General features: G+C 75.0%; 16 protein-coding genes. 10 read left to right on the top strand and 6 right to left on the bottom strand.

From position 1 onward, the window contains the following. Positions 1–10 precede the first annotated feature (10 nt). Both ATL51_RS16055 and ATL51_RS16050 read left to right on the top strand, forming a co-directional pair. Positions 11–1771 carry a dihydrolipoamide acetyltransferase family protein gene (locus ATL51_RS16055; RefSeq protein ID WP_100879074.1) on the top strand — a complete coding sequence of 587 codons (1761 nt, stop codon included), beginning with the start codon at positions 11–13 and terminating at the stop codon, positions 1769–1771. A gap of 69 nt (positions 1772–1840) precedes the next feature. Then, entirely contained in the window at positions 1841–2371 is a 531-nt protein-coding gene (locus tag ATL51_RS16050; RefSeq protein WP_083658707.1) for an FxsA family protein, read from the top strand. 171 nt (positions 2372–2542) lie between these two features. On the opposite strand, the gene ATL51_RS29435 is transcribed toward ATL51_RS16050, so the two are convergent. Next, positions 2543–2677 (bottom strand): hypothetical protein, encoded by a 135-nt coding sequence (locus ATL51_RS29435; protein WP_255497807.1) that lies wholly within the window; start codon positions 2675–2677, stop codon positions 2543–2545. A 308-nt stretch (positions 2678–2985) separates the two neighbouring features. Between ATL51_RS29435 and ATL51_RS16045 the strand changes: the two genes are divergently transcribed. The 4 genes from ATL51_RS16045 to ATL51_RS16030 all read left to right on the top strand — a co-directional run bounded on the left by ATL51_RS16045 (position 2986) and on the right by ATL51_RS16030 (position 7836). Next, positions 2986–4176, top strand: coding sequence for an ATP-binding protein (locus tag ATL51_RS16045; protein ID WP_062398897.1), 1191 nt, complete (start codon positions 2986–2988; stop codon positions 4174–4176). Between the two features lie 197 nt (positions 4177–4373). Beyond that, on the top strand, positions 4374–4694 hold the full coding sequence (locus ATL51_RS16040; RefSeq protein ID WP_043276256.1) for a GroES family chaperonin: 321 nt from the start codon (positions 4374–4376) through the stop codon (positions 4692–4694). A gap of 125 nt (positions 4695–4819) precedes the next feature. Further along, a complete protein-coding gene (locus tag ATL51_RS16035) occupies positions 4820–7315 on the top strand; it encodes a VanW family protein (protein ID WP_208623002.1) in 2496 nt (831 codons plus the stop codon). 95 nt (positions 7316–7410) lie between these two features. Then, the gene (locus ATL51_RS16030) at positions 7411–7836 is read left to right on the top strand and encodes a CBS domain-containing protein (RefSeq protein WP_073576089.1); all 426 of its coding nucleotides are present in this window, start codon (positions 7411–7413) and stop codon (positions 7834–7836) included. A 67-nt stretch (positions 7837–7903) separates the two neighbouring features. Here ATL51_RS16030 and ATL51_RS16025 read toward each other — a convergent pair whose 3' ends face one another. Next, the gene (locus tag ATL51_RS16025) at positions 7904–9730 is read right to left on the bottom strand and encodes an acyl-CoA dehydrogenase (RefSeq protein WP_100879073.1); all 1827 of its coding nucleotides are present in this window, start codon (positions 9728–9730) and stop codon (positions 7904–7906) included. A gap of 254 nt (positions 9731–9984) precedes the next feature. Between ATL51_RS16025 and ATL51_RS16020 the strand changes: the two genes are divergently transcribed. Further along, positions 9985–11166, top strand: coding sequence for a peptidoglycan recognition protein family protein (locus ATL51_RS16020; RefSeq protein WP_100879072.1), 1182 nt, complete (start codon positions 9985–9987; stop codon positions 11164–11166). Between the two features lie 62 nt (positions 11167–11228). Next, a complete protein-coding gene (locus ATL51_RS16015) occupies positions 11229–12416 on the top strand; it encodes a class I SAM-dependent methyltransferase (protein WP_100879071.1) in 1188 nt (395 codons plus the stop codon). On the opposite strand, the gene ATL51_RS29430 is transcribed toward ATL51_RS16015, so the two are convergent. After that, a complete protein-coding gene (locus ATL51_RS29430) occupies positions 12347–12982 on the bottom strand; it encodes a TetR/AcrR family transcriptional regulator (RefSeq protein ID WP_073576085.1) in 636 nt (211 codons plus the stop codon). The two genes, ATL51_RS16015 and ATL51_RS29430, sit on opposite strands and share 70 nt — an antisense overlap. 117 nt (positions 12983–13099) lie before the next feature. On the opposite strand from ATL51_RS29430, the gene ATL51_RS16005 reads away from it, so the two are divergent. Continuing rightward, positions 13100–14749, top strand: coding sequence for a GMC oxidoreductase (locus ATL51_RS16005; protein WP_100879069.1), 1650 nt, complete (start codon positions 13100–13102; stop codon positions 14747–14749). Here ATL51_RS16005 and ATL51_RS16000 read toward each other — a convergent pair. After that, entirely contained in the window at positions 14742–15374 is a 633-nt protein-coding gene (locus tag ATL51_RS16000) for an IspD/TarI family cytidylyltransferase (RefSeq protein ID WP_208623001.1), read from the bottom strand. The genes ATL51_RS16005 and ATL51_RS16000 overlap by 8 nt on opposite strands. A gap of 106 nt (positions 15375–15480) precedes the next feature. On the opposite strand from ATL51_RS16000, the gene ATL51_RS15995 reads away from it, so the two are divergent. Then, positions 15481–18081, top strand: a complete 2601-nt coding sequence (locus tag ATL51_RS15995) for a helix-turn-helix transcriptional regulator (protein WP_100879068.1) — start codon at positions 15481–15483, stop codon at positions 18079–18081. Positions 18082–18131: 50 nt separating this feature from the next. Here ATL51_RS15995 and ATL51_RS15990 read toward each other — a convergent pair whose 3' ends face one another. Further along, a complete protein-coding gene (locus tag ATL51_RS15990) occupies positions 18132–19610 on the bottom strand; it encodes a dynamin family protein (protein ID WP_100879067.1) in 1479 nt (492 codons plus the stop codon). Continuing rightward, entirely contained in the window at positions 19607–21436 is a 1830-nt protein-coding gene (locus ATL51_RS15985) for a dynamin family protein (protein ID WP_100879066.1), read from the bottom strand. The genes ATL51_RS15990 and ATL51_RS15985 overlap by 4 nt, the downstream gene beginning before the upstream one ends. Positions 21437–21520 lie beyond the last annotated feature (84 nt).

Here is a 21520-nt window from a genome sequence, read left to right as displayed (position 1 = left end):
GGAGGAGCACATGCGTGAGCACTTCACGCTGCCCGACGTCGGCGAGGGGCTGACCGAGGCCGAGATCATCACCTGGCGGGTGGCGCCCGGGGACACGGTCGCGGTGAACGACGTGATCGTGGAGATCGAGACGGCGAAGGCGGCCGTGGAGCTGCCCTCGCCGTGGGCCGGGACGGTCGGGGAGCTGCTGGCCGAACCGGGCGCGACCGTCGCTGTGGGGACGCCGATCATCGCGATCGACACCGGTGGGACCGCGCCCGACGCCGGCGCCGACACCGGCGCGAAGATCGGTGAGGCGGGCAGGGACGGACGGATCGCGACGCTCGTCGGGTACGGGCCGCGGCAGGGCTCCGCCCGGCGACGGCCCCGGCGCGAGCCTACCGCCTCCGCTGCGCCGGCCGGGTCCGTCGCTGCGGGGGACCCCGTCGCCGGGGGCCCGGACGCCTCGGGGCCGGGTGCGGCCCCCGTCCCGTCGCCCCAGCAGTCGCTCGGGTCGCCCGAGCAGGCCGCTCCCGGGACGTCCACCGGAGCCGACCCGGGAGCCGGGGGCTCCGACGGGCAGACCGGGGGCTCCGACGGCCGGGCCGGGGGCGACGCGGTCGGACCGCGTGCCGCCCAGGTCCCGCTCGCTCCGCCGCCGGTCCGGCTGCTCGCACGGGAGCTGGGCGTCGACCTGCGGGCGGTGACGGGGACCGGGCGGGACGGCCGGATCACCCGGGAGGACGTGCACGCCGCCGCGTCGGGTGCCGGGCTCACGGGTGCCGAGCTCACGGGTGCCGGGCTCACGGGTGCCGGGAACGGCGCTGCGGCCGACGGCCGGGGCGCCGGAGCGGGCGCTGCCGGCACGTCCGCCGGGTCGCCGGTCGCCGGGGGTCTCGCCGCGGGGGGTGCCGCTGCCGGGAGTCTCGCCGGCGCCGCGACCTCGGGTGCCGCGCCGGACGGCTCGGGCCCCGGCGACCCGGGGCTCGCCGCCGGGCCGGGCACCGCCGCCGGGCCGGGCACCGCCGCCGGGCCGGGCACCGCGGCCGGGCCGGGCACCGCGGCCGGACCGGGCACGACCACCGCCCGGCCCACCGAGGACCGGCGTGAGCCCATCCGCGGCGTCCGCAAGGCCACCGCCGCGGCGATGGTCGCGAGCGCGTTCACCGCGCCACACGTCACCGAGTTCCTCGACGTCGACGTCACCGAGATGATGGCCCTGCGCGACCGGCTGCGGGCCTCGCGCGAGTTCGCCGGGGTCAAGCTGACCCCGCTGGCGTTCGTCGCGAAGGCCGCCTGCCTCGCCGCCGCGCGGACCCCGGCGGCCAACGCCGGCTGGGACGAGCGCGCCGGCGAGATCGTCTACTACGCCCGCGTCCAGCTCGGCATCGCCGCCGCGACGCCGCGTGGGCTCGTCGTCCCCAAGATCCGCGACGCGGACACACTCACCCTGCGCGGCATGGCCGACGCGCTCACGACGCTCACCGACACCGCCCGGGCGGGCCGGACCGCCCCGGCCGACCTGGTCGGGGGCACGTTCACGATCACCAACGTCGGCGTGCTCGGCGTCGACACCGGGACGCCGATCATCAACCCCGGCGAGGCCGCGATCCTCGCGGTGGGGTCGATCAAGCCCGCCCCCTGGGTCGTCGACGGCGAGCTGGCCGTGCGCACCGTGTGCCGGCTGGCGCTGTCGTTCGACCACCGCCTCGTCGACGGGGCCGAGGGCTCGCGATTCCTCGCCGACGTCGGCGCGCTGCTGCACGACCCCGGGGTCGCCTTCACCTGGTGACCTGGGGAGATCATCCGAGGGCCCGGGGGATCGATCCGGGGAATTCGGGCGATCCGGGAGCAGAACGGCATGCCCGTGCGTTGTACGGGCATGCCGTTCGTGCTGCTCTACGTCGTGCTCGAGATCGTCGCGCTCGCCGGGCTGATCGCGTGGATCGGACTGGGCTGGACCCTGCTGGTCCTGCTCGCCGGGTCCGTGGTCGGACTCCTGCTCGCCCGCCGGGAGGGCGTCCGCGCCGCCCGCGCGCTCGCCACCGCCGTGCAGCGCGGGAAGCTGGCGCACGAGGAGGCGACCGACGGGCTGCTCGTCGCCGCCGGTGGCATCCTCATCTTCCTGCCGGGCCTGATCACCGATGTGCTCGGTCTCGCCCTGGTGTTCCCCCCGACGCGGGCCCTGGTCCGGCGTCGCATGGTGAACGCCGCCGAGCGGGCCGCACCGAGCCTGCGCACCGCACGGATCCGCTACGGCGCCACCGTGGTCGAGGGGGAGACCGTGACCGAGCCGCGCTCGGCGACCGCGTACCCGCGCATCACCGGACCTGCCGCGGGCACCGGCCCGGTCGTCGACGGCGAGGTCGTGGACGGCCCCGACCGCACCTGACCCGTCACCGGGCCTCGCGATACGTGGACGCCCGGCGCACCCCGCACGCGGTCTCCGCACCCCGTGCGGAGGCTGCGACGGCGGCACCAGGGGTGCGACGGCCGGGCGCGGCAGATCCAGGACCGGGTGGTGGACGGCGGGAGCGTTCGGGGGTCGCCCCCGCCGTCCTTCTCACCAGCCGGGGCGCGCTCCTGCGAGCAGGCTGCGCAGGCTCTCCAGCCGTCGGCGACGCAGCGTGATCGGCTTCATCCGCAGCGTCGAGTGATGCATCCGGTCGGCGCGGTGCCGTCCGCGGTGTCGGCCCACAGCGCTCTCCTCCCGGGCGTAGTCACGTGCGACGGGGTGGTGCACGCCTCAGAGTGTTGCTGGTCAACCGCGGTCGCGGAAGGTCACCGGGCGCGGGCCACCGGATCGTGACGACAGCGCCGGCGTTCCTCGGCCCCGCTCGCACGGTGCGTTCGCGGCGGACCGCACGGGCGATGCCGGAACCGGCCCGGACGGGCATCGCGACCACGCTGGGTGACCGACGTCGTCGCTGGGCCGCCCGGGTGGCGGGGCCGCGACACGCCGTCGTCGTCTACGGAATTCCGAAGAGCGGCGGATACCGTCCTCGCATGGACCCGGTGCGCAACCCGTTCGCCCCCGGCGCCGGGCAGCGCCCGCCGGAGCTGGCCGGCCGGGACCGCGAGGTGGACGCCTTCGAGATCGTCCTGGAGCGGGTCGCCCGCGGTCGCCCGGAGCGGAGCCTGGTGCTCACCGGGCTGCGCGGCGTCGGCAAGACGGTGCTGCTCGGCGAGCTGCGCTCGATGGCGATGCACGCCGGCTGGGGCGCCGGGAAGATCGAGGCCCGCCCGGACGCCGACCTGCGCCGTCCGCTGTCCGCGGCGCTGCACCGCGCGATCCGCGACCTCGCCGTCCGGCACCGGGCCCCCGAGCGCATCGACGAGGTGCTGGGCGTGCTCAAGGCGTTCGCGCTGCGGTCGTCGCCGGAGGGCACGAAGCTGCGGGAGCGCTGGCAGCCCGGCATCGACGTCCCGGTGAAGAACGGGCGCGCGGACTCCGGGGACATCGAGATCGACCTCGTCGAGCTGTTCACCGAGGTCGCGGAGCTGGCCCAGGACGTCGGCTCCGGCATCGCGCTGCTGATCGACGAGATGCAGGACCTGCGGCCCGAGGACGTCTCCGCGCTCTGCGCCGCCTGCCACGAGCTGTCCCAGGCCCGGGTGCCGCTCGTCGTCGTCGGGGCGGGGCTGCCGCACCTGCCCGCCGTGCTGTCGGCGTCGAAGTCCTACTCGGAGCGGTTGTTCAAGTACTCACGGATCGACCGGCTGGACCGCAAGGACGCCGACTTCGCGCTGATCGCCCCGGCCGAGCGCGAGGAGGCGACCTTCGACCAGGAGGCCCTCGACGACCTCTACGTCCGCTCGGGCGGTTACCCCTACTTCGTGCAGGCCTACGGCAAGGCCGCGTGGGACGCCGCACCGACCAGCCCGATCGGCGTGAAGGACGTCGAGATGGCCGCCCCCGAGGCCGAGGCCGAGCTCGCGGTCGGCTTCTTCGGCTCGCGCTTCGAGCGGGCGACGCCGGCGGAGCGCGAGTACCTGCGGGCGATGGCCGAGCTGACCGACGGGGAGGACCACCCCGTCGAGACGTCGCTGGTGGCCAAGCACCTGGACCGGCGCGCGTCGTCGCTGTCCCCGGCGCGCGACAGCCTGCTCAAGAAGGGCCTGGTGTTCTCCGCCCAGCGCGGCCAGATCGCCTTCACCGTGCCGCACTTCGGGCGGTACCTGCTCGCCAACACCTGAGCCCCCGCTGCTCCGGACGAGTGAAAACTGTTTGCGGTGTAACAGGTCCTCGGGTCGGCGCGAAACCCCTGCTGAGCCCCGCGGCGCCACCCGACCCCCGACTCGGTAGCGCCGCGGGGCGTTCCACGTTCGGGGCATGCTCTCGCTTGCGCCGGGCGCCGCCGGGGGCGTCAGGGGTCACCCGTAGCATCGGCCCGGTGGCCGAGCCCAAACTCGAGATCCAGATGCTCCATGACCGGGTCATGATCAAGAGGGTCGAGGGTTCCGGCGAGCGACGGAGCTCGGCCGGAATCGTGATCCCGGCAACCGCACAGGTCGCCAAGCGTCTGGTCTGGGGAGAGGTGGTCGGGGTGGGACAGCACGTGCGCACGGTGAAGGCCGGCGACCGCGTCCTGCTCGCCCCGGAGGACCAGTACGAGGTCGAGATCGCCGGCGTCGGGCACCTGGTCATGCGTGAGCGGGACCTGCACGCGGTGGCCTCCGAGGCCACCCAGCACGGGACCGGTCTCTACCTCTGACCCCCCGGGTCGCGCCGGTCCGCACGGACCCGCGGCCCACCCGGTTCGACAGCGGTGTCGACACAGTCGACGACGCCGGTCGCGATGACAGAGTCGATGGCAGTGCGGAAAGGAAGTCCCACGTCATGCCCGAGCGCCCTCCCTCGTCCGACGACGCGGACGAGCAGCCGGTGACGTCCGCGCCGGAGCCGGGAGACCCGCAGAACGGCGACGCCGCCGGTGCCGGTCGCCCCGTGATGCCCGCCCGCCGTCCCTCGCCCGGCCCCGCCGCCGCCCCCGCCGCGCCGCAGGGAACTCCCGCGCCGCAGGGCGCCACCGAGGTCTCCGCCGCCGAGTCCGGTCCCGCCGACCCGGCCGAGGCCGCCGAGCAGGCGCCGCCGGAGTCCCCCGCGGCCCGCACCGTCGTCGGGCAGGCGACCACCGCGGACGGTCCGGCCGCGCCTGCGTCCGCCCCGCACCAGCAGCCCCCCGCGCCGCAGCGGCCGGACGCCGGTGCCCCGCAGCAGCCCGGGACCCCGCCCCGCCCGGAGTCCGGCACGGCCGCCCCGCAGCCGTCCGGCGGCGCCCCGACGCCCGCGGGTCCCGCCGCGTCGCAGCCCGGCCCCCGGCCGGCCGGTGCGCCGGACGCGACCCGCCCGGTCCCCGCCGCCCCCGAGGGGCAGGACCAGGACACCGTCCGCGTCGCTCCGCTCAGCGAGCAGCGCACCCAGATCCTGCCCCGGGTCACCCCGGCCGCGGCCGCGACGCCGCCCGCGGGCGGCGCCGCCGAGCAGACCGCCCGCATCCACACCGGCGGCCCGGCTGCGGGCACCGCGGTCCTCGGTGCCGGTGCGTTCGGCGCCGCGGGAGCGACCGGTCCGGATGGGCCGGGAGGCCCCGGTGGGCCCGGCGGCCCCGGTGGTGGGGACGGCGACGGGCACGGCGACGGCGAGGGCGGTGACGGCCCGCAGCGCAAGCGCCCGGTCGGACTGATCGTCGCGGCCGCCGCGCTCGGTGTGCTCGTCCTCGGCTACGTCGGCGACCTCGCGCTGAGCTCCGGCAGCGTGCCGCGCGGCGTCGTCGTCGCCGGTCAGCAGATCGGCGGCATGTCGCGCGCCCAGGCCACCGAGACGCTGCAGGCCGCGATCGAGCCCCGCTCCTCCGCGCCGGTGCCGGTCCAGGCCGGTGAGGTCAGCTCCGAGATCGACCCGAAGGCCGCGGGCCTGCAGGTCGACTACGCGCGCACTCTCGACGAGGCGGGCGAGCAGCCGCTGAACCCGATCACCCGGATCTCCTCGTTCTTCACCACCCGCGAGGTCGGGGTGGTCAACTCCGCCGACGACCGCGCCGTGCGCACCGCGCTGGAGCAGATGGCCCCGCTGGTCATGAAGGAGCCCAAGGAGGGCTCGGTCGAGTGGCAGGGAGTCACCCCGACCCCGGTCGCGCCGGAGCCCGGCCAGCAGCTCGACGTCGACGCGGCCGTCGGCGTCGTCGAGGAGCAGTGGGCCTCCGGCGAGCCGGTGCAGCTCCCGCTGATCGTCGAGCAGGCCGTCACGACCCCGGCCGACGTGCAGAAGGCCATCGACGAGGTCGCCAAGCCCGCCGTCGCCGGCCCGCTGACGATCACCGGTGAGGGTGCGAACGCGACCATCACCCCGGAGGACATCACGACCGCGCTCCGCTTCACCGCGGACCCGGAGGGGCCCGTGAAGCTGAAGCCGGTGATCGCGAACAAGACCCTCGAGGACATCGCGCAGCCGCAGCTGGCGAGCACCGAGAAGCCCGGCGTCGACGCCCAGCTCGACTTCGCCGCGACGCCGCCGCGGGTCGTCCCGTCGCAGGACGGGCGCGGCATCGACTACGACGCCACCTTCGCGAACGTGCTGCCCATCCTCACCGGCCAGGGCGAGCGCACGGTCGCGGCGGTCTACGCGAACAAGCCGGCCGAGATCACCACGGCCGACCTGGAGTCGCTGGGCAACGCCACCGAGATCTCGACGTTCACCACCGGCGGGTTCGCCGCCGACTCGGGGCAGAACATCAAGCGCGCCGCCGAGGCCATCAACGGCCAGATCGTGCAGCCCGGCGAGACGTTCAGCCTCAACGGCGTCAGCAACCCCCGCAACGCCGCCAACGGCTACGTCGAGGCCGGCATCATCGAGGACGGCCACCCGGCGCGCGGCGTCGGCGGCGGTGTCTCCCAGCTCGCGACGACGCTGTACAACGCGTCGTACTTCGCCGGCATGACCGACATCGAGCACAAGGAGCACAGCTACTACATCAGCCGCTACCCGGTGGCCCGCGAGGCGACGGTCTTCAACGACCTCATCGACGTCAAGTTCCGCAACGACGGCCCGACCCCGGTGCTGATCCGCACGGCGTGGACGCCCAGCAACGTCACCGTCTCGTTCATCGGGCAGAAGATGTACGAGGTCACCTCGGCGACCGGGCCGCGGACGAACCCGACCCAGCCGCAGGTCGTCAACATCCCGGCCGGCCAGCCGTGCAGCGCCAGCAAGGGCTCTCCCGGCTTCACCGCGACCGACACCCGGACCATGCGCAATGTGCAGACCGGGGAGACGACCAGCAAGACGCGGACGGTCAAGTACAACCCTCAGCCGATCGTGCAGTGCGGCGGCTGATCCGGTGATCGTCCCCGTCAGGGGATGACGAGAGCCAGGTCACATTCGTACCCTGATCCCTCCAGCCGTCGGACAGCGAGGGATCGGGGTACCCCATGCGCATCGCGGACGTTCTGAGGAGCAAGGGCAGCGCGGTCAGCACCGTGGCGCCGGAGGACTCGATGGGCGAGGTGCTGCGCGCGATCGCCGAGCGGAACCTCGGCGCACTGCCCGTCGTCGACGGGGACCGGCTGGTCGGCATCGTCTCCGAGCGGGACGTGGTGCGCCGGCTGCACAGCCACGGCGCCGCGCTGCTCGACGCGCGGGTGGCCGAGGTGATGACCACCGAGGTGGTCACCTGCTCGCCCGACGACGGCGTCGGCGACCTCGCCCGGATCATGACCGACCGCCGGGTGCGGCACCTGCCGGTGATCGTCGACGGGGCGCTGGCCGGGATCGTGTCCATCGGCGACCTGGTCAAGGCCCGGATGGACATGCTGGAGCAGGAACGCGAACAGCTGGAGAGCTACATCGCGCAGTAGGGGCACGACGAGGAAGGGCCCCGGGCGGGGAGTCCGCGCCCGGGGCCCTTCGTCATCGCCGACCGGATCAGAACGAGGCCTCGTCGAGCTCCATGAGTTCGTTGTCGGCGTTCGCGATGATCGCCTTGTCCGAGGTCAGGCGGGGCAGCACGGACTTCGCGAAGAAGGTCGCGACGCCGACCTTGCCCTCGTAGAAGGCCCGGTCCTTCGCGGAGACGCCGTCGGTGCCCAGTGCGGCGAGCGCGACGGTGGCCTGGCGCAGCAGCAGCCAGCCGACGAGCAGGTCGCCGACCGCCATCAGCAGCCGCACGGTGTGCTGGCCGACCTTGTACAGCTCGGTGACGTCCTTGGTGGAGCCGTAGAGGTAGCCGGTCAGCGTGCCGAGCATCCCCTGCACGTCGGTCAGCGCGGTGCGCAGGAGCTCACGCTCCTCCTTGAGCCGGCCGTTGCCCGCGTCGGAGTCGATGAACGCCTGGACCTCGCCCGCGACGTGCGCGAGCGCCTGGCCGTTGTCCCGGACGATCTTGCGGAACAGGAAGTCCTGGGACTGGATCGCGGTGGTGCCCTCGTAGAGGGAGTCGATCTTGGCGTCCCGGATGTACTGCTCGATCGGGTAGTCCTGCAGGAAGCCCGACCCGCCCAGGGTCTGCAGCGACTGCACGAGCTGCTCGGTGGCGCGCTCGGAGCCGACGCCCTTGACGATCGGCAGGAGCAGGTCGTTGACCTTCTCCGCGAGCGCGGCGTCCTCGCCACCGAGGCGCACCTTGTCCTGGAAGGTCGCGGTGTAGATGTAGACGGCGCGCATGCCCTCGGCGTAGGCCTTCTGCAGCATCAGGCTGCGGCGCACGTCCGGGTGGTGGGTGATCGTGACCCGCGGCGCGGTCTTGTCGGTCATCTTCGTCAGGTCCGCGCCCTGCACGCGCTCCTTGGCGAACTCGAGCGCGTTCAGGTAGCCGGTCGACAGGGTGCCGATGGCCTTGGTGCCGACCATCATCCGGGCGTACTCGATGACCTGGAACATCTGGGCGATGCCGTCGTGCACGTCGCCCAGCAGCCACCCGACGGCCGGGGTGCCGTGGGCACCGAAGGTCAGCTCGCAGGTGGTGGAGGCCTTGAGGCCCATCTTGTGCTCGACGTTGGTCACGAAGGCGCCGTTGCGCTCGCCCGGCTCGCCGGTCTCGGCGTCGAAGTGGAACTTCGGCACCAGGAACAGCGACAGGCCCTTGGTGCCCGGCTTTCCGCCCTCGGGGCGGGCCAGCACCAGGTGCATGATGTTCTCGGTGAAGTCCTGCTCGGCCGAGGTGATGAAGCGCTTCACACCCTCGATGTGCCAGGTGCCGTCGTCCTGCCGGATCGCCTTGGTGCGGCCGGCGCCGACGTCGGAGCCCGCGTCCGGCTCGGTCAGCACCATGGTGGCGCCCCAGCCGCGGTCGATCATCAGCTGGGCCCAGCGCTTCTGCTCCTCGTTGCCGTTCGCGTGGAGGATCGAGGCGAAGTTCGGGCCGGCCATGTACATGAAGATGGCCGGGTTGGAGCCGCACATCAGCTCGGCGGCGGCCCACTGCACGGACGGCGGGATGCCCATGCCGCCCAGCTCGTTCGGCAGGCCGAGGCGCCACCACTCGCCGTCCCAGAGGACCTTGTAGGCGTCCTTGAGCTCCTGCGGGGTGGTGACCGTGTGGTCCTCGGGGTGGAAGACCGGCGGGTTGCGGTCGATCGTGGCGTAGTGCTCGGCGAGCGGGCCGGTGCAGACGGTCGACAGCTCCGACAGCACGCCCTTGGCGGTGTCGACGTCGACGTCCTCGAACGGTCCCGTCCCGAGGTGGTCCTGTACCTCGAACACCTCGAAGAGGTTGAACTCGAGGTCGCGCACGTTGCTCTTGTAGTGGCCCATCCGTCCTTCACCGCCGTTCGTGCCAGGGCCGATCGACTTACCGGCCGGTAACTGACTCCAGAGTATTACTGACCGGTAACCGGAGCAAGGTGCAGGTGCGTGTTCGGGGACCGCCCACCCGTGTGACGCGCTCGACCGGCGCGCCCGCGCCGTCCTTTTCCCGTGAACCGAGAGAATGCGGAGTCGCACGGGACGTATGTGGCGTGTGTGACGGAGGCGGTGCCGGCGCGGTGCCGCCGAAGGGGGCAGCAGCGATGGGCGAGCCGGGACAGAGCTGGAGCCGCCGCGGGCTGCTGGTCGGGAGTGCGGTCGCCGGCGCGGGCCTGGTCCTTCCCGGCCGGGCGTTCGCCGGGCCGCCGCCGACCACCGACCCCGCTCCGCCCGCCACGGGTCCGGTGCCCGGCCCGTCGGCGGTCCCGGGGCCGGACGGCATGCCCGGCCCGGCCGGTGCCGGTCCGCTCGCCGAGGGCGTGCCGGTCCCGTATGTCGCGCGCTGCTTCGAGTGGGGCGCGCGCAAGCCGAAGTTCCCGCCGAAGGTCTGGGACCGGCGCCCGATCCGGATCCTGGTGCACCACACGGCCGGGGCGAACACGAACGACTACAGCGTCGGCGCCGCGCACCGGATGGCCAGGGCGATCCAGAACTACCACATGGACCGCAACGGCTGGCTCGACTCGGGGCAGCACTTCACGATCTCGCGCGGCGGGCACGTGATGGAGGGCAGGCTCTGGAGCCTCGGCGAGCTCAACGGGGGCCGCCGCGTCGTCGAGGGGGCGCACTCGCCCGGTCAGAACGTCATCGCGATCGGCATCGAGAACGAGGGCACCTACATGGGGGTCGACCCGACCCCGGCGCTGTGGAACTCGCTGCGCGTCACCTGCGCCTACATCTGCCTGCGCTACGGCATCGCCCCGACCGAGCTCTACGGCCACCGCGACTACCGCAACACCCTCTGCCCGGGTGACCGTCTCTACGCCGCGCTGCCCCGGCTGCGCCGCGAGGTGGCGGGGCTGCTGGGCAGGCGGCTCTCGCGCACCGAGTCGACCAAGGCGAGCTGGCCGCTGCTGCGCACCGGCGATCGCGGCCCGATGGTCGAGGCGGCCCAGTACCTGCTGCGCGACGCCGGGTCGCTGACCGGGAAGCCGGACGGCCGGTTCGACGACCGCACCGCAGCTGCGGTGAGCGAGTTCCAGCGCGCGCACCGCGCCGACGACGTCAACGGCCTGCTCGGCGGGGAGACCTGGCCGGAGCTGGCCCGCACGGTGCGCGCGGGCACCGAGGGCGACGCCGCCCGTGCCGTCGAGGTGCTCGCGGCGGCACGACGGGTGGAGAGCGTGCCCGACGTCGTCGACCACCCGCAGTGGCAGAAGCTGCTCGGGACCTCCGGCAGCGCCGTCCCGGACGCGCAGGACCCGCAGGGCGTGCTGAACCGCTGAGGGCCCGGTCCCGGGCGGAGCGCGCGCACGGACGGGTGACGGCCTGCCGCTAGTCTCGCCCGGTGCTGAACCGCTGCCCCGCGTGCGACGCGCCCGCGAGCGACCCGTTCTTCTCCGCGACCGGGCTGCCGGTGCACGGCACCGCGGTGCTTCCCGACCCGGTCTCGGCGCGTTCCGTGGCCACCGGTGACCAGGTGCTCGTGCTGTGCGAGCGCTGCGGGCTGGTGTTCAACCGCGACTTCGACCCGGGGCTGCTCGACTACACCGGCGACCACGAGGAGTCCCAGCACCACTCCCCCCGCTTCGCCGCCTACGCCGCGGAGGTCACCGCGGACTGGGTGGCGCGGTTCGGGCTGGCCGGGCGGCACGTCGTCGAGGTGGGGTGCGGGTCCGGTGACTTCGCCGCCGAGCTGCTCGGCGCCGGCGTCGGCCGGGTGACCGGGATCGACCCGCACTTCGTGCCGCAGCGGATCCGCCCGGAGCTGGCGGACCGGCTCACCGCCGTCCCCGCGGAGTTCGCGCGTGACCAGGTCGAGCCGGACACCGCCGCCCTGGTCTGCCGGCACACCCTGGAGCACATCCCCGACCTCGCCGTCTTCGGCGCGGAGCTGTACGCCGGGCTGCGTCGCGGCGGCGGCCGGGCGCTGCTCGCCGAGGTGCCCGACCTGGGCCGGATCCTCGACGAGGGCGCCTTCTGGGACCTGCAGTACGAGCACTGCTCCTACTTCACCCCGGCGACCATGCGGACGTTCCTGACCGGGGTCGGCTTCTCCGACCCGCAGGTGCGGCTGACCTACGCCGACCAGTACGTCGTCGCCGAGGCGGGGCCGGACGGGACGCCGGGCGCGCCCGAGCTGGAGCCGCACCTGCGCGAGGCGCTGCGCAGCGCCTGCCGGGACTTCGCGACCCGGGTGTCGGACCAGGTCGGACGGTGGCGGGAGTGGCTCGGCGGCCGGGCCGCGACCGGCGACGAGGTGGTCGTCTGGGGTGGCGGGGCGAAGGGGCTGACCTTCCTCAACGTCGTCGAGGGCGGGGCGGAGGGGACCGGCGCGGTCGGCGCGGTCGTCGACATCAACCCCGGCCTGCAGGGGCGCTTCATGGGCGGGCTCGGTCTGCCGATCCGCGCCCCGAAGGACCTGCTGGACTCGCCCCCGCGGTCGGTGCTGCTGATGAACCCGGTCTACACCGGCGAGGTGCGCGCCACGCTCGACGAGCTGGGGCTCGGGTCGACGGAGCTGCTCGCGGTCTGACCGGCCGGGGCCGGCCGCAGCGCGCGGACGGCCCGGACGAGCTCCGCGCGGGCCGCGGCGGCGTCGTCGATGCCGGTACCGGTCAGCACCAGCGTGCCCGCGAGCAGCAGCCGGGCGGTGCGGCGCGCCTCGCCGGTGAGGTCGTCGCCGCAGACCCGGTCGAACCGCTCCTGGAAGTCGGCGACGACCGAGTCCCGGATCCGGCGCGCGTCCGGGTCGTGGCCGAGGAACACCGACCGCAGCGCGGTGTCGAGGTCGCCGCCGCCGTCGAGGGCGGCGACCAGACCGTCGACGTAGCCGGCGAGGCGCTCCTCGACCGGCAGGTCCGCGGCGGGCTCGGCGCCCGGTGCGCTGCGCAGGTGGGCGAGGAACACCGCGGCGAGCAGGTGCTCCTTCGAGGCGAACACCTTGTACGCGGTGGCCGCGGACAGCCCCGCCCGGCGCGCGACCCGGCGCACGGTCAACGTCGCGGCGCCGCTGTCGGCGAGCTCCTCGGCCCCGGCCGTGAGCAGCCGGTCCCGGGTCGCCGGCGCGACCTCGCTCCGCCGGGAGAATGCTCCGTCCACCGGGCCCAGCCTAGCCGTCGACCGCCCCGGTCCCGGGGCGCCGGGCGGTGCCGCTACCGTGATCGACTACGGGTGGACAGGTGTCCAGTCGGGTGTCTTTCCGAGAGGAGCTCCCCGATGCGCTCGATCAGCCGCAGGTCGGTCCTGCTGGGTGCTGCCGGCGTCGCCGGGCTGGGGGTCCTCGGCGCGGGCACCGCGGTCGCCGCCGCGCCGTCCCGGGTGCGCGTGACCCGGGAGGAGCGTCGGGTGGTCGTCGTCGGCTCCGGGTTCGGCGGCGGCGTCACGGCGCTGCGCCTGGCCGAGGCCGGTGTGGACGTGCTCGTCCTCGAACGCGGACGGCGGTGGGTCACCGGGCCGGACGCCGAGACCTTCCCCCGGGTGACGACGAACCCCGACCGCAGGCTGTTCTGGCTCGACACGGTCGCCGACCCCCTGGACGGGCCGCCGAACCCGCTGTCGGTGCTGCTGGGGCGCCCCACCGCGAGCACCCCGGGCGCCGTGCCGCTGTCCCCCGGCCGGTACACCGGGCTGCTGGAGCGTGTCGGCGGCAACGGGATGGACGCGTTCTGCGCGGCCGGGGTCGGCGGGGGCTCGCTGCTCTACCAGGGGATGACGCTCCAGCCCTCGGCCGAGGTGTTCGCCGCGACGATGCCCCGCGAGCTGGAGTACGACGTGCTCGCCCGCGAGCACTACCCGCGGGTCGCCCGGATGCTGCGCCTGGCCACCGCCCCGGACGAGCTGATCGACTCGCCGACGTACCGCGCCCCGCGGGTCTTCCGCGACCGGGCGGAGGCCGCAGGCTACGAGGTCGAGAAGATCCCGATGCCGATCGACTGGGACTACGCGCTGGCCGAGCTGCGTGGCGAGATGAGGCCCGCCTACACGAACGGCGACGCCGCGTTCGGCGTGAACAACGGCGGCAAGCACACCGTCGACGTCACCTACCTCGCCGCCGCCGAGGCGACCGGGCGGGTCACGGTCGCCCCGTTGCACCAGGTCACCGACGTCGTCCGCGCGGCCGACGGGCGCTGGGAGACGCACGTCGACCGGATCGACGAGACCGGCACCGTGCTCGAGAAGAAGATCATCACTACCCCGGCGCTGGTGCTCGCGGCGGGCACCCAGAACACCAACCGGCTGCTGCTGCGGGCCCGCGCGCACGACACGGTCCCGGACCTGCCCGACGCGCTCGGCGAGAACTGGGGCACCAACGGCGACCGGATCTGCACCTGGAACTCCCTGGTCGAGGACTTCGGCGCGATCCAGGGCGGCCCGGTGGTGTTCGGGACGAAGGACTGGGCGGACCCGGCCACGGCCAACACCGTCATCCAGGCGTCGCTGCCGCCGTTGCCGCTCGGCCTCGGCCGCACCACGACGATGCTCGTCGGCTACGGCGTCAGCGCCGGCCGCGGCCGGATGGGCTGGGACCCGGTCCGGCAGGAGGGTGTCGTCGACTGGCCGCTCGACGGCGACGCCACCCTGACCGCGCGCATCCACGAGAGGATGGGGCGCATCACCGGGGTGCGGGGCACCTTCCTCGACACCACCTACGCGGTGCCGACCACCTGGCACCCGCTGGGCGGGGCCTGCATCGGCACGGTCTGCGACGTGGCGGGCCGGGTGCGGGGCCAGCGCGGCCTCTACGTGCTCGACGGGTCGCTGATGCCCGGTACGACGGCCGCCTGCAACCCGTCGATGACGATCGCCGCCGTCGTCGAACGGGCCACCGACGACCTGGTCGCCCAGGACGTCGGCACGCTCATCTGACCAGGCGCCGGACGACGGCCAGGTCCTCCGGGGTTGCGACGTGCAGGTTCGCCGGGTCCCCCGGCACCGTCACCACGCGGTGGCCGAGCGCGGCGAGCATCCCCGAGTTCTCCACCGGCCGGGGCGCGTCGGCGTGCGCGGCACGCAGCACGTCCGCGCGGAACGCCTGCGGCGACTGCGTGACCACCGCGTCCTGCTTGGGGAGGGTGTCGACGACGACGCCGTCGCGCACCCGCTGCACCACCTCCAGCAGCGGGACCACCGGCACCGCCCCGTCGGCGCCCGCCCGCACGGCCTCGACCACCTCGGTGAAGATCCGGTCGGCGGCGAGCGGGTGCGCCGGGTCGGCGAGAACCAGGACCCCCGCCTCGGCGGGCACGACGGCCAGCCCGGCCCGCAGGGACTCCGACTGGTGGTCCCCGCCGACGGCGAGCGCGTCGACCGGCTCGCCGTCCCAGTCCACCCCGGACGGCAGCACCAGCGCGACCCGGTCACAGGTGCGCCGGGCGGCGGCGACGGTGTGGTCGACCAGCCGGGACCCGGCCAGCTTGTCGAGCTGCTTCAGCCGGCCGTAACGGAGCCCCCGGCCGCCCGCCAGCACGATCGCCCACACGTGGTCACGCACTCCGGTGATCCTGCCGGGTCCGGCGGGGGAACCGGACACCGCACCCGATAGCCTCGGCCGTCCCCGATCGGGCGACCCGATCGGGCGACGGGAGGGGCGGACGAGGATGGCGGCACCGACGACGTCCCCCACGCCCGCCGCGTCGACCGGCCCGCTCGCCGGGGCCCCCGCCGCGGTCGCGCTGGTCCGGGCCGTCGCCGAGGAGCCGGACGCACCGCGCCTGGTGGCCGTCACCGGCCCCGCCGGTGCGGGTAAGTCGACCGTGCTGCGCGAGCTGGACCGGGTGTGGACCGAGGCCGGCGCCGGGCAGGACGTGACGGTCGTCGACGACGCCCACGAGCTCGGCGACGACGAGCTCGCCGACCTGCGCGGGCGCGCGGGCCGTCCGGGCGCCCGGCTGGTCGTCGCGTTCCGTCCGTGGCCGCGCAGCCGCGCGCTGGCCCGGCTCGGCGCGACGCTGGCCGCCGCCGCGCCGCCGCTGGTCCTGGGCGCGCTCGACGCCGCCGGGATCGCCGCCCGGGCCGCCCGCGTCGCCGGGGTCCGGATCTCCGACGAGGCCGTCCGGGTCGTCGCCGAGCGCACCGCCGGGGCCCCGGTGCTGGTCGACCGGCTGCTCGCCCACGGACGGGTCGGCGGTCCGGTGCCGCCGCAGCTCGCCGAGCAGATCGGCTACGCCGTCGACGCCGAGGACCCGCGGGTGGTCGAGCTGGTCACCGCGCTCGCGCTCGGCGCCCCCGTCGACGGCGAGGTGCTCGTCCCGCTGCTCGGGATCTCCGACGCGGCCGGCATCGGCGTCGGCGCCGAGGTCGCCGAGCTCGACGAGCTGTCCGGCCGGGCCGTCGCCGCCGGGCTCTGCACCCCCGACGGGCGGGTCGTGCCGCTGGTCGCCGAGGCGATCCGCACCCGGGTCGCGCCGGCCCGGCGGGCCGAGCTGCGCCGCCACCTCGCCGAGATCGAGCTCGACCGTGGCGGGAGCGTGCTCGCCGTCGCCCGCACCCTGCGCGGGTCCGGGGCCACCGGGGAGCGCGCCGCCGCGGTGTTCCGGGCCGCCGCGGCCGAGGCGGGCCGCGCGGAGAGCCCGGATGCGGTCCGGTTCTACGCCGAGGCCGTCGCCGCGGGGACGCCCCCGCTGACCGTCGCCGCGCACCGCGCGCAGGCCCACCTGGTCGCCGGGGACCTCGACGGCGCGCTCGGGCACGCGGACTCGGTGCTGTCCGCGACCGACGCCGTCGAGGCCGAGGACGCCGTCCGCGCCGGGTCGGTCGCGGCCGCCGTCCTCGCCCGGCGGGGGCTGCTGGCACGCAGCGCCGAGCTGTACCGGTGGACCGCGGCGGTGTCCGGGGAGCGCCCGCCCGCGGCGGCCGTGCCCGTGTTGATCGGGACCGGGGCGCTGGAGGAGGCCCGCGCCGTCGTGGGGGTCGACGGCGACGGTTCCGGGTTCGTCGCCGGCCGCGCGCCCACCCTCGTGGACGGCGCCGACGACCTCACCGCCCGCGGCATGCTCGACTCGGTCGAGGGCTCCCCGACCGCCGCGCTGTCCGGCCTGGCCCGCGCCGCCGGTCTGCTGGAGGCCGCGCACGGCGCCGCGCTGCTGCCCGACACCCCGGCCGCGCTGGCCGCGCTGGTGGCCGTGCACACCGGGGAGTTCGACGTCGCCGCGTCCGTGCTGGACCGCGCCCTGCGGACCGGGCTCGGCGGGGCGCCCGCCCGGGCCCGGCACCGGCTGCTGCTCGGCTGGATCGCGCTGCTGCGCGGCGCGACCGGCCCGGCGTCGGAGCGGCTCGCCGCTGTCGACGCGGGCGACGACCCCCTCGAACCGCGTGACGAGTTCCTCGCCGCCGCGCTGCAGGTCGCGATCGCCCGCCGCCAGTCCGACCTCGGGGCCCTGATGCGGTCCTGGACGCGGGCGCGGCAGGCGATCGTCCGGCACCCGGTCGACCTCTACGTGCTGCAGCCGCTCGGGGAGCTGGTGACCGCGGCGTCGCGGCTGCGGGAGGAGAGCTGGGTGGCCCCGCACCTCGCCGAGGCCGACGCGCTGCTCGACCGGCTCGGCCGGCCCGCGCTGTGGGCCGCCCCGCTGCACTGGGCGCGGCTGCAGGCCGCGGTGCTCACCGACGACGTCGAGGCCGCCCGCGCCCGCTCCGAGGAGCTGCAGAGCGCCGCCTGCGGCAGCCGCTTCGCCCACGCCATGGCGACGGCGGCCCCGCACTGGGTGGGCGTGCTGGAGGACCGGGTCGACGCGGCCGAGGTCGAGGCCGCCGCCCGCGGGCTGCACGCCGTCGGCCTGTCCTTCGACGGCGGTCGCCTCGCCGGGCAGGCGGCACTGCGGACCGGGGACCGGCGCGCGGTGTCCGCCCTGCTGGCCTGCGCGCGGGCGCTGCAGGCGGCGGGGACGGACCTGCGCCAGGGGACCCTCCCGCCCCTCGCGGAGGAGCTCGGCCCGGTCACGGAGGAGCCCGCCGCCGCGGCCCCGGCGCCCGTCGAGGCCGCCCCGGAACCGTCCGGGTCGGGTCTGCTGTCCGAGCGCGAGCTGGAGGTCGCCGAGCTCGTCGTGCAGGGGCGCACCCAGCGCGAGATCGGTGAGGCGCTGTTCATCTCGGCGAAGACCGTCGAGCACCACGTGGCCCGGATGCGTCAGCGTCTCGGGGTGGGCGGCCGCAGCGAGCTGCTCGACGAGCTCCGCCGGATCCTGGGCGACCGCGGCTGACCCGCCCGGTCAGGGCAGGATCGAGCCGACGTAGCCGCCGTCCACATCTTTCAGTGGTGCGCGTGCGTGCGGGACGCCTCGGCGAGCAGTCCCTCGCAGGACCGCACCACGATCCGCGCGGCCTCCGCCGACGCCCGCCCGGTCAGCGGACTCTCCGCCCGCCGCCGCCAGCGCCGCAGCGCCTCGGAGGCGGCGTCGTGGACCTCGCGCGGACCCGCGGCACCGTCGAGCCCGAGCCGGGCCGCCGCCGAGCCGCCCTCGCCGCCGAGCAGTCGTTCGGCGTCGGCGAGCGCCTCGGGCGGGAACACGATCTTGCCGGCGCGCAGGTCGGCCAGCGCCCGCAGCTCGACGAACTCGTGCGCCCCGGCCAGGATCCGCTCCACCTCGGCACGCAGCGCGGCCGTCGCCGGGCGGGGCTCGCGGGTCAGCACGAGGTCGACGGCGAGCAGCGCGGAGCGGGCCTTGAGCAGGTCGCGGCGCTCGGAGAACTGGGTGTCGAGCACTGAGCGCAGCTCGTCGAGGCCGGAGCGGCGCACCAGGTCGTCGGCCAGCGCGGTCGGGTCCTTCACGCCCTGCCGGATCAGCGTCGTCCCCAGTCGGACCCCGAAGAGGCCGAACCGCTCCAGCAGCGCGATCCGGGTGGCGGAGTCGGGCCGGTCGAGCTCGGTGCGCCCGAACCGGTCGGCCGAGAGCAACAGCGCCTCGACGTCGGCCCGCGGCAGCGCCGCGAGCTCGGTGAGCGCGACGTACTCGTCCTGCCGCATGGTGCGGGCGGTCTCGGCGAGCAGTCCGGCGACGGCGACGACGGTCTGGCACAGCCCGCGTAGCTTGTCGTCGCCGCGGTAGCGCCGTGCGATCCGGCGCGCGGAGATCAGCGCGTCGAGCCGGCCGACGCCGATCTCGTCGGCGCGGGACAGCACCGCGATGGTGTTCACGGGGGTCGCGCGGGCGACGCCGCGGTCGTGGAAGGCCTCCAGGAACCGCACGTCACCGGCGTGCAGGTGACGCATCAGGTAGACGACGGCGTCGGCGGGCGACGGCGTGTCCTCCGGCGTCAGGAACTCCCCGGCCCGGCCGGCCGCGTCGGCGGTCAGGGACCCGATGCCGGGGGTGTCGATGAGGTTGGTGCGCCGCAGGTGCTGCGACGGCCAGTCGACGTGCAGCCGGTCGACGTCCTCCACCCGGGCGCCCTGCAGGTCGATCTGCAGCGCGCCGTCGCGCCGGGCCAGGGTGAGGGGGCGGTCCGCGCCGGAGCGCAGGTGCATCCGAACGCCCGGGGCGGGCGCGTCCGCGTACCAGGTGACGATGCGGGTGCACTCGCCCGCGTCGGTGGGGGCGATCCGTTCGCCGACCAGGGCGTTGAGCAGTGTGGACTTGCCGGCCTTGACCTTGCCCGCGATCGCGACGCGCAGCGGCTCGTCGAACCGGTCGAGGTGGTGGCGCAGCCACCCGGCGGCCTGCGGCGAGTCCCCGTAGGCGTCCAGGGTGCGGCGCAGCAGCGCGCGGGTTTGGTCGGTCAGCGCACTCACGCGGACGCCTCCGCCCCGGCCGCCGCGGCCAGCGCGCGGGCCCGCTCGGCGAGGCCGGAGACCCGCTTCAGCTCGGCCTCCAGGTCCGCGACGCGCTTCTGCCGCGAGGCGTCGTCCTTCAGGGCGGTCTGGGCGGCCGAGACCGACTCCTTCAACGCGTCGGACAGCTCGTCGGCGACGGTGGTGAAGTGGTCGCGCAGGTCGCGCTGGATCCGGCGCAGGTTGTCCCGCGAGTCCTTGCCGACCTGGAAGGTGACCTCGTCGATGTGGCGGCGCACCGCGTTCTTCGACTCGGCCTGGCGCCGTTGCTTCATGCGCTTCTTCTCGTCGCGCACGGTCTTGGCGCCGAACAGCAGGCCTGCACCGACCGAGACCGGGTTGAGCAGAGCGAACCCGGCGACGGTCGAGGCCAGGCCGAGCATCAGCATGCCGCCGTAGCCACCGCGGGCGCCGACGAAGAGCTTCTGGCCGACGCCGAACTTCTCGTCCGCGGGCATGTCCAGCGGGTCCACCAGGCCGGCCACCGACCCGCCGGCCACGCGGAGTTCGGGCAGCGTGACGTCGACGGCCTCCGCGAAGTGGTCGGCGACCTGCTCGGCCAGCCAGCGGGCCCGCTCGGTGGTCCACACGAAGTTCTGCGCGACGGCGTGGGCGACCTGCTTGTGGAACCACTCGGCGAACTGTTCCCAGATGTCGGCCGGGTCGGCGTCCTCGAGCAGCTGCTCGGCGTCGCGGGAGACCGCCCGCAGCCGGTCGCGCAGGTCGTAGTCGATGTCGGCGATGAGGTCGGCGACGCCGTCGTTCAGCGTGGTCTGCCAGCGTGCGGACCGCTGTCGCAGCCCGTCGACGCGCGAGCGGGCCGACTCCAGCTCACGGGCGAGCTGCCCGGCCTTCTCCGGGTCGTTCTGCGACATGAGCTCGGCACGCATCGTCGACTCGAGCGCCTGGCAGGTGACCAGAACGTCCTGGCTTGTCGAACGGCGGTCCAGGTCGTCGGCGGCGGAGACGACCTTGCGCAGCAGGAAGCTGGTGAGCGCCTGGAAGCCGGACTCCGCGATGAGGTCGAGGTCCTGGGTACGGGCCGCGTGCAGCCGCAGTGCGGAGGAGACCGGCAGCAGCCGGGCGTCGATCCCGGCGGTCCGCAGGTGACCCTCGTCCAGCTCCACGATGCGGCGCCAGTGCGGGTAGAGGTCGGTCTTGGTGACGACGCAGGCGACGTTGGGGCACAGCTTGCGCGCCGCCTGCAGGAACTCCAGCTCCGGAGCGGTGTACTCCTGGCTGGCGTCGGAGACCAGCAGCACGGCGTCCGCCGTGGGCAGGGCCGACATCGTGGCCGCACCGTGGGCCGACCCGAGGCCACCGACCCCGGGGGTGTCCACGAGTGCCAGCCCGCTCTGCAGGAGCTTGCGGGGCAGCGTCACCTCGGCACGGGTCAGGCCGGCGCGGTTGCCCGGGTTGCCGCCCTCGGACACGTGGTCCGCGAGCTCGTCCAACCCGACGACCGTCCGCTCGGCCTTCTCGGCCACGGCCCCGTCGGCGCCGGCGACCTCCCGGACCAGCGTCACCGACGTCTCCTCGCCGAAGCGGACGAGGGTCGGCACGGCGGTGGCGATGTCGTCGTCGACGGGACAGACGGCGGCGTTCACGAGGGCGTTCACGAGCTGGCTCTTGCCCTGCTTGAACTCGCCCACCACGAGGACCCGGACCACCGGGTCCGACAGCCTGGTCCTGGTCTGGCGCAGCCGGGGAGCGAGGTCGGGACGGTCGTAGGCCGTGACCGCCTTGAGGGCGAGGTCGACCAGCGCGACCGCCTCCGGTACCGCCACGTGCGTTGCGCCCCCCATCGCTCCGGAGCGGTGCGGTCACCGCTCGTCGCGTCGCTGTCATGGATACACCAACGTCATCGGCCC

It is taken from the genome of Pseudonocardia alni (assembly GCF_002813375.1).
GTDB lineage: Bacteria > Actinomycetota > Actinomycetes > Mycobacteriales > Pseudonocardiaceae > Pseudonocardia > Pseudonocardia alni.
This window is presented reverse-complemented; position numbering and strand designations above follow the sequence as displayed.